Origin of the sequence: Crocosphaera chwakensis CCY0110, assembly GCF_000169335.1 — a bacterium.
Classification (GTDB): domain Bacteria; phylum Cyanobacteriota; class Cyanobacteriia; order Cyanobacteriales; family Microcystaceae; genus Crocosphaera; species Crocosphaera chwakensis.
On record NZ_AAXW01000012.1, the window covers coordinates 125,572 to 135,525 of the forward strand.

Sequence of the window (9,954 nt, forward strand, 5' to 3'; positions counted from 1 at the left end):
TCAAACAGAACAAAAACGAAACTAAAACCTAATTAATGACAGAATCAACCGCAAAAGTTCAAGTAATTGGTGGAGGGTTAGCCGGCACCGAAGCCGCCTGGCAAGTAGCACAAGCTGGCATCCCTGTAATACTGCACGAAATGCGCCCTATTCGCACCAGTCCCGCCCATCATAGCCAAGAATTAGCCGAATTAGTCTGTAGTAACTCCTTCGGTGCCATGTCCAGCGATCGCGCAGCCGGTCTTCTCCATGAAGAATTACGTCGCCTCAACTCCATCATCATCCAAACTGCCGATAAACACGCCGTCCCTGCTGGTGGTGCTTTAGCGGTGGATAGAGGGGTCTTCAGCCATCAATTAACCCAAACCTTACAAAATCACCCTTTAATTGAATTAAGACGCTCAGAAGTCCAGGAAATACCCTCAGACGGCATCATTATTTTAGCCACTGGCCCCCTGACTTCCCCCGTTTTGGCAGAAAAGTTACAACAGTTGACCGGCATGGCTTATATGAGCTTTTTTGACGCAGCCAGCCCAATAATTGTGGGGGACTCCATTAACCGAGACATCGCTTTTTTAGCCTCCCGATACGACAAAGGAGAAGCAGCTTATCTTAACTGTCCTCTCAACCCAGAACAATATTTACAGTTTCGTGACGAACTTTGTAGGGCAGAACAAGCGGAATTAAAAGAATTTGAACGAGAAACTGCTAAATTTTTCGAGGGATGTCTCCCTATCGAAGAATTAGCCCAACGGGGAGAAGATACCATGCGTTATGGACCACTGAAACCCGTCGGTTTATTTGATGCAAGGTTAGGAGACTTTCGTGATCCCGAAAACAAGGAAAAACGACCTTACGCTGTTGTACAACTACGACAAGAAGATAAACAGGGTAAACTATGGAATATGGTTGGTTTTCAAACTAATTTGAGATGGGGTGAGCAAAAACGAGTATTTCGTTTCATTCCTGGTTTAGAAAATGCCGAATTTGTTCGTATGGGTGTGATGCACCGTAACACCTTTATCAACTCTCCCCAATTACTTGATCCTACCCTACAGTTTAAAAGCCGTCCCACCCTTTTGGCCGCAGGACAACTCATCGGGACTGAAGGATACACCGCAGCAGCAGCCGGGGGATGGTTAGCAGGGACAAACGCTGCAAGGATAGCATTAGGGTTAGAACCCATTACTCTACCTTCTACAATGATGATGGGTGCATTGTTTGAATTTATCAGTAGTGCTTCCCCGAAACATTTTCAACCCATGCCGCCTAACTTTGGTATTTTACCCGATTTACCCGTCAGAATTCGCAACAAACGGGAAAGATACGGTAAATATCGCGATCGCGCTTTGGCTGACTTAAATGAGTGTCAAACTCAGTTAAATAATCATCAAAAAAACGCGGTAATCCTATTATAAATAATAGGGCAAATGCCATTCGCCCCTACCGATTCAAAAATACATTTTTTCATGAGGATAGTTTAAGATGGTTGCAGCAAAAGAACACTTTATTTATGACTCCTAAAGAGTATCTGGAATGGGAGGAAAAACAACCCCTCAAATATCAGTATATGGATGGGGAAGTTTATGCTATGACAGGGGTAACCATTCCCCATACTGAAATTGCCTTTAATTTTGCTTCTAGTTTAAGAAATCATTTACGAGGAAAAGGATGTAAAGTATTAATCGCTGATGTTAAAGTACAGGTATCAGAAAGAGGTTCCTATCATTATCCTGATGTGGTTGTTAGTTGCGATGAAAGGGATCAAAAAGCATTCAAGTTTCTGCAACATCCTTGTTTAATTATTGAAGTGCTTTCACCGAGTACCGAAGGATTTGATAGAGGTAAAAAATTTAGAAACTATCGGAAAATTGAAACATTGAAAGAATATGTTTTAGTGAGTGCTGATCAACAATTAATTGAGTGTTTTCGTATCAATGATAACGGGGTTTGGGAATTGTACAGTTTTAGTGAGAATGAAGAGTTAACACTAGAATCAATTCAATTTAATTGTCCCATTGAATTAATATATGAAGATGTCATCTTAACTGACGAAAGCGAATCGTAACATAGTTTTCTAGACTGTACAAATTAAGGAGATCAATTATGCCTTCCCCTTTTCCTGGAATGAACCCTTACTTAGAACTTCCTCTATTTTGGTCACAAGTTCATACTCATTTAATTGTTGCGATAGCAGATTATATGAACCCTATTTTAAGACCAAAATATCGTATTTCTATGGAACAAAGAGTTTATACAGACACTAATAATGATGATAACTTAGAATTAGTCGGTATTCCCGATAATATTGTTTTTAGTCCGAGTTCAAACTCAAGCGAAACCTCATCTAATATTGCGGTTGCACCTCCGAAAGTTCAACCCTTACCTATTACTATTCCCCAACCAGAAACCGTTAAAGAATGGTATTTACAAGTCAAAAATGTAGAAACTCAAGAAGTCGTTACAGTTATTGAAATCTTATCACCTAAAAATAAAAAAGTAGGGGAAGGAAGAAACAAGTATCTAAAAAAAAGAGAACAAGTATTAATGAGTTTAACTCACTTAATAGAAATAGATTTGTTACGAAAAGGTGAGGTGATGCCGATGAATGTAGATGATAGAATAAAATCAGATTATCGTATTGTAATTAGTCGAAGCTATAACCGCCCCAAAGCAGAATTATATGCCTTTAATTTAGCACAAGAAATTCCTTCTATTCCTTTAGTTTTAAAACCAGAAGATGAAGCACCTTTAATTCCTTTACAAGAGTTATTACATAGTATTTATGAAAAAGGGAGTTATGACTTAGCAATTAATTATCAAAAACAAACCTTAGATAATCTATCAGAAAATGAGCAAACTTGGATTAATAATTTATTACAAGAACAAGACTTAATCTAAATTAATTTTTTTATCTTGAATATTAAAACTTTCATTGTTTCATTCTACGTATATCATCTTTTAATCTATATAATTGGTTCAGTTCTTTTCGATTATTCTTTATTTTATTTTCATTAATTTCAATACTTTGATCACAATGATAAAGAGCAGAATGATAAAGAGCAGATTCACGCTTACCCATATCTTTATAAGCTTTAGCTAAACTTTTATGAACCATTGCCATACCTCGATAATCATGAATACTATTTAACTTCTGAAGACTTGATGTAAAATTATGAATTGCTTGTTTGTAGTCCGGTTTATCCATATACATTTTGCCTTTATTATGTAACATAAGTCCTTCACCTCCTTTATTCTCTCTTTGTTTTTCTATTTTAATTCCCTCATGAAAAGCTTTCTCTGCATCTTCATATAGTCTCAATTTACCAAGAGTTTGTCCGTAGTTATCTAACGAAAAAGCTAAATCTTTGAGACTGTCTCGTTCATTTCTGTTTTTTCGATCTGCACGAATACTAACACTTTCTTGGAGATATATTTGAGATTGCCCATAATACTTTTGTGATTGTTGTTGATCTTTCTCTTTATCACCTAAACTCCGATAAATACCACCTAAGGTTGTTAAAACCTCTCCTAGATGTTTTTCTGCCTTACTCTTTTCTTTAGGATCTTTTTGGTTGTACCACATCTTACCTTGTATCCTACTTTTTTCACAATCATTTTTGGCCTCTTCTAATTCACCCTGTGCTTTGTAGCAATTACCTCGACTATTAAGTACCATAGCAATATGTGTGGCAAAATTATACTCTTTTCCAATTTTTAAGCTTGTATTAAAATCCTCCATCGCTCTTTTATATTCACGTTTTCGTTGCCATAATCCCCCTTTTTTATTTAATAGTTTAGCTTCCTGTAATTTGCGTTTTTCTTCAGGTTCAATATTAATCAATATTTCTTGCATTTCTTCCAGGGTGTCTATTGCTTGCTGATAGTTATTCAAATTTCTATAAAAATCTTCTTTAGCAAATCCAAAGTCAATAGCTTCTTCCCATTTCTTTAACTGTATTGCTAATTGATAAAATTCAGTAGCAATATCAACTCCAAATTTGCAAATCAACTTTCGACTCTTGCTATGACCATATTTTAAATCGTCCAAAACAGTTTGAGCAAAATTATATTCCCAGATTTGTTTTTCTTTTAGTAATTTAGCGACGTAAAGTATGGACTCTAAATGCGTCATTATATCTTTTCTATTATTCTTAACTAAATCAATAAAATATTGAGCATATTCTTCTTCTGCTTTTTTCTTTAAATCGGGATTTTCTCTAAGTTTATATGCAGCAAATTGATGGATAAGAGGATGAAATTCATAAATATAATTATCTTCATCTTGCTCCTGAACTTCATCAATTAAAGAAACATCCACAAGAGCATCTATATGATTATCTACATCATCTTCATGTTTTAATTCAATAGCTTTTCCAATAGAGTCTGCTTCATCTAGAGAAAATTTCTCAGATGGACAAATACTTAAACAGAGAAAAAACTTAGCTTTTTTATCTTCAAGTTGGTCAAAAGTTAACATAAAAGATACCCAAATACTTTTATCAATATTTTCATCTTCTTCAGATAAAATCTTAGGTAATTGATATTTTTCTTTTGCTTCTTCTAATTGTTTTAGATAATTTTCGAGGTTATTTTGAAGATTAGGATTACGATTTCTTTTCTTCTGTAGTAGATTTGTTAATGTGCCACCAGCAATCTTTAAAGCTAGGGGTAAATTCCCTAGAAGCTTAACTATATGCTTGGTTATATTAGGTAGTTGATTAAGTTGCTCTGTAGCTGGTTCTTCTGTATAATATTTTAGGCATTCTAAAGCATTTTCTTCTGATAAAATTGGAAGATCGATTAATTTTCGGTCTTCCTTTTTACCTTCAAAACTCTTTAATAATTTAAGATTACGACTGGTAATAATTATGGGACAATTATAGCTTAACTCATTTATTAATTTTTTGATTTTTTCTATATCTTTTGCTCGATCTGCGTTATCGAAAATTAACAGATTTTTTTGGTTTTTTAATTGTTCTCTCAGATCATCAAATCGCTTCACTTCTGGTGAGTTTTTGTCCACATTTAGATAGTCACAAAGATTGTTAACTAAACTATAATAATCATATTCATCTATACGAAAAAACAAGACATTAGCATGAAATTGATGTAAATTTTTCGTAACAAAGTGTACCGCTAGTAAAGACTTTCCAACTCCAGGAAGACCATGTATACCGACTATTTTACAACGTTTATTACTGCGTTTTGAAAGCAAGAACTTTTCTAGTTCTTCTATCTTGTCATCTCTGCCGATTGGATCAATAAATCTCTCAGCATTAATTCCTGCGATAGAGACTGGTTTTCTCCTCTGTAAGTTAGTCTCAGGATCACTTACAGAGTCCAATGAGGGTTTTTTGTTTCAGAATTCTCTCTGGATTCATATTGATTGTGTGGTAAATTAATTCGTGGTCTTGTAGGAGAAGAAGACGGATAAGTTGAATGAGATTTTATAACTTTATTAATTAAGGAAAGAAGCGTTTCTTGGATTATATTATTAGGATTCCAACTTTCTGGTTTTGCAATTGTTTCATGATCTGTATCTTCAGCCACTGTTGGTTCCTCACCTAAAATACCAGGATCAGCCTCATCTTTTTCAACAATCATTAACCCATTTATAGGATTTTTTTCATAAAACGCTTTTGTCCTAATATTTAGGCTCTTGTGATTGTTCTTATAAAAAAGATTAGTTTCTGTTAACTTATCTTGTTCATTTCTTAGTGCGTTAACAAACTGAGATGCTGATATAAAACTGGTAGCTATTTGGATGGCTTGTTGAGCTACAGGTAAGCCCTCAAATTGTTTAACAAATTTTGATAAGCTTGGTTCCGTATGAGGAGTAGCTAAAAAAACAATCCCTTTAGGAATATTAATAATTTGTTGATTTTCTAGACTATTATCTTTTAATGTAAAAGCGGTTTGCAGCATTTGTTTAACAATAATTCCCCCAAGACTATAAGCAATAAAAATAATTGGTTTTTCAGCTAACTCTTTATTTTCTATTCTACTTCTTAAATTGCTACCTGTTTCCAAAATTGATAATGTATCTCCTCTGAAATTAGCATTATAACCATAAGACCAAATCTTCATATCTGGTCTTTCTTTTGCAAGCCAATTCGGCCAAAATTCTAAAGTATGAAAATGATTATCCCAAAAAGCTTTACTATCAATATCATCATTTATGTTTTTATATTTATTTTTTTTAAAATCCTGATCCATTTTGATCTTTGGATACCAAGTCGTGATAGGATGTCCCATTAAACCATGTACAAAAACAATATGTCCTTGACATTCAGAGTTGTCCTGGTTAGTAATAGGTAATAATCCTAGTCTGTTTTCACCAATGGTATTCGTCATTTAAGAATAGAAAAAATTTTACTAACCTTGATTATAACAACAAAGATACTCATGGCCAACTGCCAAATTGATTGAGCAACATTTTGTTATCATAAACGTTAACTAATCAATTTTGATTTTCATAAAATTTTTACAGCTATCATTTTATTATTTTTGTATAAAATAGAAAGAAGTCAAAAAATTAGTTAATACATCTACATGAAACGAACCGTTGCTTGGGTCATCAGCAGTTTAACAACCGTCACAGGAATTATTACCCCTAGTTTGGCTTTGAATACCTCCACAGGAGAAGCCGGCATCTATGCACATCGCTTACATGAACAACCCTATAATTTAACAGGTAAAAAAATCGCCATTGGACAAGTAGAAATTGGACGACCTGGAATCTTTGGTTTCGATAAAATTGCAGCATGGAGTCCCACCTTTCAACTAGCCGGGGTATATTATCAAAATCGAGACGTTAAATCTAACGGCAACCTAGATAACCATGCGGCCATGGTAGCAAGCGTTATGGTGAGTCAAGATAAAAAATTGCCAGGAGTTGCCCCAAATGCCAGATTATACGCTTCTGCTATTGGTGCCATTAAAGGGGGTGGCCAACCCCAAGAATGTTTGGCTAGTCAACATATTGCCCAACGCAATAGTGGAGATGTCAGAGCGATTAACTTTAGTTTTGGAGAATCTTTAGAACAGGATAATCGCAAGGATGCAAAGCTAGATGGCAACGCTCACTTAACCCAATGTATTGACTGGTCATCACGGGTTCATGATACCTTATACGTCATTGCCGGTAACCAGGGAACAGGGGGCATTCCTATCCCCACAGACCACTATAACGGCATTACCACTGCCTATACCACCAAACGGGATGGAATTTATGCAAAAGTGGATTTTGCCAACCTCAGCGCCCTTCCGGTGGGCATTGGCCGCAGTTTAATCAAACGGGAGATTAACGTCGGGTCAAGACGGGGTATTAATTTAGTGGCCCCAGGCAGTAAAGTAGCTGTGTATGACTTAGCTGGAACCATCCAGGAAGTCAGTGGAACCAGCTTTGCAGCCCCTCATATCACTGCATCTGTGGCCCTGTTACAAGAATTCGGCGATCGCCAACTCCGCACCCAACAACCTAACTGGAGTCTCGACTCTCGCCGTCATCAAGTTAATAAAGCAGTTTTACTCAATTCTGCTGATAAGATACAGGATAAGGGCAATGGCCTGTTATTGGGGATGATGCGAACAATTTTTAGTAAAACCCATTATACTTGGTTCGAGTCCGATGCCTACCGTAACCCTGAAATTCCTGTTGATATGCAAATGGGAACGGGCCACCTTAATGCACTGCGGGCCTATGAACAGTTTATTGCCGGTCAATGGAAACCTCAAAATCCAGTGCCGGCTATGGGTTGGGACTATGAAACCGTGACCAAAGATAATTATCAAGAGTATGTTCTTTCCCAACCCTTACCAGAAAATAGTTTTGTTTCCATTACCCTAGTTTGGGATAGATTAGTGGAACTCAATGACAAAAACAAGAATGAGCGATACGATCTCGGAGAGAATTTTGAGGATCGAGGGATTAATAATCTCGATCTCTATTTAATGCCTGCGAATGCCGAGAATACTGCTCAAAGTGTCTGTCGTTCTATTAGTCGGGTGGATAATACAGAACACATTTTTTGTCCTGTTTCCACCGCCGGCAACTACAAAATACGGGTAAAGTATCAGCAACAAGTTAATCAAGGAGAACAACCTTATGGGTTAGCTTGGTGGACGGTTCCCCAAAATTCCATAACGCTAAATGCTCAGTAACTTTATTATGTAATATACTCTTGACATAGTATGCTACATAAATGTATTATATTACTACAGACGTAATATGATGCTCAAACAGCAGTGTAGCATAATGGTCAATGCACCAGCCTCATAAGCTGGAGTATATGGGTTCAAGTCCCATCGCTGCTACTGACACCATCTATGTATGGTGCCGTAGACAAACTGGTAAAGTCACCTGCCTTTCACGTAGGAGTTTGCGGGTTCAAACCCCGTCGGCACTGCTATTTTTTTAGATAATACTCCGAACTTAATAAGGTTGCAGTTGCCAAACTTTAACCATCTTATCTTCGGCCCCACTGTAGAGATATTGACCATCTCGACTAAAAGCCAAAGATAAAACCCATCCGCGATGACCCTGTAAGGTAGCTAATTTGCGCCCTGTGGCAAGATCAAATAACATAATGGTTCCCTCCTTATTCGCTGTTGCAACGGTTCTATTATCGGGGGAAACAGCAATGGTATTAATTTCTAACTTTGGCCCTTTCGTAGACCAAACTTGTTGAAGGGTGGTTAAATCCCAACTTTTGACAAAATTACGGACTGCAGCCACTAATTGAGTGCCGTCATTGCTGATTTTTAAATCATTAATAAATCCAGGTTGTTGCGAGGACGTATTTAATAATTTAAAAGTGGTTGCATCCCAGAACTTTAACGTGCGATCGCTTCCTATTGCTCCTGTAATAAACATAGTACCGTCCGGGGTATATTGAACGCTAGTAGTTGGCCCAATATTGGCCCCGATGGTTTTAATCAATTCTCCAGACTCAAGATCCCAAATTCTAATCGTTTGATCGTCTCCACTGACACTAACAATATTATTCCCATCAGGACTAATAGCCACATCACTCACTTTTCCTGTATGTTCTCTGAGAAAACTTAATTTTTGTCCAGTGGATAAGCTTAAAACCATCACGGTTTGATCGTCACCCACGACTAAAATATCTTTTTCGACATTAAAAGCAATAGAAGAATAATTATTAACTAAAACCGCTTTACTGTAGAGGGTTTCTTTGGTTTCTAAATCAATGGCAGTCAGTTCTCCATCTCCTGTCCCAACTAATAATAGTTTCCCGTCTGGAGTAATTGCTAAGGATTTTACAACACCATTAAATCCCTGTAAATCTTCAACGGTTATATTAGCTTGAGCAAGATAGTCTCTTGATTGAGATAAAGGAACTTGTGCAGAAACTTTAGAGCCAATTATTGAATAATTTAGGGTTAAAGCGACACCAATTCCTGCAATAACAGAGGATAAAGATTTTATATAGTTGGCTTGTCTTATCATAATTTATCCTGAGATATTAACTTTTTGGGATTGATATGATAGGTTACAAAATTTTTCTCACTAAAACAAGGAACCAGTTGACTGTTCATTAACTGGCATAATTCTGTCAATTTTTGGTTAAATAATGAACTTCTTGCGCTGCTCTGATCCCAGATTCTAATGCACCTTGTAGCCAACCTCTAGTCACAGAAGTATGATCTCCTGCAAAATGAATTTTTCCTTCTCTTTGTTTAAGTTCATTAAAAAAGATTTCTTCTTGTGCTTCAGTTGGATAAGCCCAACCTGCTTTTGACCAAGGATCATTATTCCATGAATAAGTAATACTTTGAAGGTCACTTAAAGGATAATTTTTAACTTCTGGAAGAATTTCTGACCATTCATCTATCAAACTAGCAATTTTTTGTTCTGAACTTAAGGCATCCATTGCCAAGGAATATTCTCCTTTTTTGTAAGAGTGTAAAATTCCCGTTTTACTACTG

Annotated in this window: 8 protein-coding genes and 2 tRNA genes; 6 read left to right on the forward strand and 4 right to left on the reverse strand. The window is 36.3% G+C overall.

The features are described from left to right. The first annotated feature begins 35 nt into the window (after window positions 1–35). The 3 genes from trmFO to CY0110_RS10000 all read left to right on the forward strand — a co-directional run bounded on the left by trmFO (window position 36) and on the right by CY0110_RS10000 (window position 2,901). Window positions 36–1,418 (forward strand): FADH(2)-oxidizing methylenetetrahydrofolate--tRNA-(uracil(54)-C(5))-methyltransferase TrmFO, encoded by a 1,383-nt coding sequence (gene trmFO / locus CY0110_RS09990; protein WP_008275294.1) that lies wholly within the window; start codon window positions 36–38, stop codon window positions 1,416–1,418. A gap of 95 nt (window positions 1,419–1,513) precedes the next feature. Beyond that, the gene (locus CY0110_RS09995) at window positions 1,514–2,068 is read left to right on the forward strand and encodes a Uma2 family endonuclease (protein WP_008275295.1); all 555 of its coding nucleotides are present in this window, start codon (window positions 1,514–1,516) and stop codon (window positions 2,066–2,068) included. A gap of 38 nt (window positions 2,069–2,106) precedes the next feature. Continuing rightward, on the forward strand, window positions 2,107–2,901 hold the full coding sequence (locus tag CY0110_RS10000; RefSeq protein WP_008275296.1) for a DUF4058 family protein: 795 nt from the start codon (window positions 2,107–2,109) through the stop codon (window positions 2,899–2,901). Between the two features lie 31 nt (window positions 2,902–2,932). Here CY0110_RS10000 and CY0110_RS10005 read toward each other — a convergent pair whose 3' ends face one another. Together CY0110_RS10005 and CY0110_RS10010 are read right to left on the reverse strand one after the other, a co-directional pair. Further along, window positions 2,933–5,347 carry a tetratricopeptide repeat protein gene (locus CY0110_RS10005; protein WP_008275297.1) on the reverse strand — a complete coding sequence of 805 codons (2,415 nt, stop codon included), beginning with the start codon at window positions 5,345–5,347 and terminating at the stop codon, window positions 2,933–2,935. Then, complete coding sequence (locus CY0110_RS10010) at window positions 5,335–6,357, reverse strand: esterase/lipase family protein (RefSeq protein ID WP_008275298.1); 1,023 nt, start codon at window positions 6,355–6,357, stop codon at window positions 5,335–5,337. The genes CY0110_RS10005 and CY0110_RS10010 overlap by 13 nt, the downstream gene beginning before the upstream one ends. Window positions 6,358–6,555: 198 nt before the next feature. Here CY0110_RS10010 and CY0110_RS10015 point away from each other — a divergent pair, with 198 nt between their 5' ends. The 3 genes from CY0110_RS10015 (at window position 6,556) to CY0110_RS10025 (ending at window position 8,411) form a co-directional block, all read left to right on the forward strand. After that, a complete protein-coding gene (locus CY0110_RS10015; RefSeq protein ID WP_008275299.1) occupies window positions 6,556–8,166 on the forward strand; it encodes a S8 family serine peptidase in 1,611 nt (536 codons plus the stop codon). A gap of 80 nt (window positions 8,167–8,246) precedes the next feature. Next, window positions 8,247–8,319, forward strand: a tRNA-Met gene (locus CY0110_RS10020). Window positions 8,320–8,337: 18 nt separating this feature from the next. Continuing rightward, a tRNA-Glu gene (locus tag CY0110_RS10025) sits at window positions 8,338–8,411 on the forward strand. 26 nt (window positions 8,412–8,437) lie between these two features. Here CY0110_RS10025 and CY0110_RS10030 read toward each other — a convergent pair. Further along, window positions 8,438–9,475 carry a WD40 repeat domain-containing protein gene (locus CY0110_RS10030; RefSeq protein ID WP_008275300.1) on the reverse strand — a complete coding sequence of 346 codons (1,038 nt, stop codon included), beginning with the start codon at window positions 9,473–9,475 and terminating at the stop codon, window positions 8,438–8,440. A 106-nt stretch (window positions 9,476–9,581) separates the two neighbouring features. Then, window positions 9,582–9,954, reverse strand: a 373-nt coding sequence (locus CY0110_RS10035; RefSeq protein ID WP_008275301.1) for a flavin monoamine oxidase family protein, incomplete at its 5' end; no start/stop codon positions are given.

What these genes read in the sequence shown, in the direction of transcription:
- trmFO (WP_008275294.1), top strand. Translation starts at nt 36, where the DNA reads ATGACAGAATCAACCGCAAAAGTTCAAGTAATTGGTGGAGGGTTAGCC.
- CY0110_RS09995 (WP_008275295.1), top strand. Translation starts at nt 1,514, where the DNA reads ATGACTCCTAAAGAGTATCTGGAATGGGAGGAAAAACAACCCCTCAAA.
- CY0110_RS10000 (WP_008275296.1), top strand. Translation starts at nt 2,107, where the DNA reads ATGCCTTCCCCTTTTCCTGGAATGAACCCTTACTTAGAACTTCCTCTA.
- CY0110_RS10010 (WP_008275298.1), bottom strand. Translation starts at nt 6,357, where the DNA reads ATGACGAATACCATTGGTGAAAACAGACTAGGATTATTACCTATTACT.
- CY0110_RS10015 (WP_008275299.1), top strand. Translation starts at nt 6,556, where the DNA reads ATGAAACGAACCGTTGCTTGGGTCATCAGCAGTTTAACAACCGTCACA.
- CY0110_RS10030 (WP_008275300.1), bottom strand. Translation starts at nt 9,475, where the DNA reads ATGATAAGACAAGCCAACTATATAAAATCTTTATCCTCTGTTATTGCA.